The organism is Microcoleus sp. LAD1_D5 (assembly GCF_036702115.1).
Lineage (GTDB): Bacteria > Cyanobacteriota > Cyanobacteriia > Cyanobacteriales > Microcoleaceae > Microcoleus.
The window spans coordinates 1-1,481 of the sequence record NZ_JAUBSA010000176.1; the positions used below are offsets into that span (position 1 = coordinate 1).

The window sequence follows — 1,481 nt, forward strand, 5'->3', positions numbered from 1 at the left end:
CAATGGCACTGAAAAAGGCTTAATCACGCCCGCAGTTTAGCTTTCAAGACAGAGCGAGGTTCCTGCATTCGAGGATACGGTTTCGGCCTGCGTTTTAAAACTCTGGGTTCAGAACGCTCAGGTCGAATCGTGAGTAAATTAGTTGCCACCTGTTCCAAAAGTAATTGACGCCATAGTCGCTGTTGGCGTTTTCCTGTAGTTGCCAACAGCGTCAATAACAGATTAAACTGCTGCCTAGTTGATTGGAATGAGAGTTGAAAAACTGTATTTTTTGACGAAGATACAGCCTGCCACATAATGGTACGTAGTAAAGTGTAGGCTAATAAGTGTGTCCAGATTTCTTTTCTCACCATCACCGGAGTTTTAGCTGTTAACATCTCCATTTTTAACGTGGTTTTGAGATAGCGTAAATTGACTTCTGCTGCCGACCAACGTAATCCATATAAAGAAGTCAATTTTTCAACAGTGTACCGCTTGGCATCTACCAATGTTGTCACTACAATGATACGCTCATCTCTGAAGCCTCGGCGTTTAATTCGTAAGCATACTTCCCGGACGATGAAACTAGACGGCAATGCCTCGAATTCCTCAATAGTCATGTGGTTGGGACACTGTTGTGGCTTATTCCACACGACTTTGTGGTCGCCAATTCCCAACTTTTTTCCCCGTCTAAAGTCAGTTTTACGGAGATGATTCTTACGGAAAACAGCATCTGCTCCTTGCTGTTTCACTAAAACTAAATCAACATAATTACCATAAGCTTGATCTGCCAATATCACATCGTCGGGGACTAAATTTGCATAAATCAAACGGCTCATCACAATCTCACTGCTTGCCAAGGATGCTATGCCAGCGGATACCACAGCCCCTGTTAGTAATGAAAAGAGTACCACTATTTTAGCGATGGGAAATCCACACCCAGCTTTTTGATTACTGTGTTGCGGATACTCGGCTTGATTAGCAGCAGTATCATTCATCAACACTGTTGTCCCATCTAGTACCCGCACCCGTCGTCCACACCATTGTTGTTCTAGAGGAACTTCCTTTTCTAGGGCTTCTGCGACTATTGGTACTAACTGTTGAACGAGTTTTTCTGGTAGTCGCTTACGAGCTTTACTATATGCCCCGGTATCAGAAGAAGGAGACTTGACTCCGGCCGCACTCAACCACGTACTCATCCGCTTCACGGCTTGACTCAAACTTTTGTCGGGCTCTAGTACCTGGGATATCATCGCCCACAAGGTGACTATCGGTGTGTAGATGCTTTGGTAGTAGGTGATCTTCTCCTTCGCTAGAAGCTCCTGGACTAACTCTTCTGGCAGCAGCTTCTCCCAAGGTGAGGCAACGCTCTGCAAAAATTGTTGTTTGAGAATGCACCCACGATTTGGCATAATGGAGAGAGATATTTTGGTTTGTAAGGCAATTATCTATGTATATCTTGCCTTACAGATTTTTTTTTGCTCACTTTTTCAGTGCCATTG

1 pseudogene is annotated in these 1,481 nt (G+C 44.2%); it reads right to left on the bottom strand.

Annotated elements, in window-relative coordinates:
- Positions 1-23: 23 nt before the first annotated feature.
- Positions 24-1,373 (bottom strand): annotated as a pseudogene (locus QUA70_RS28400) (IS4 family transposase); the annotation flags it as partial.
- Positions 1,374-1,481: the final 108 nt, after the last annotated feature.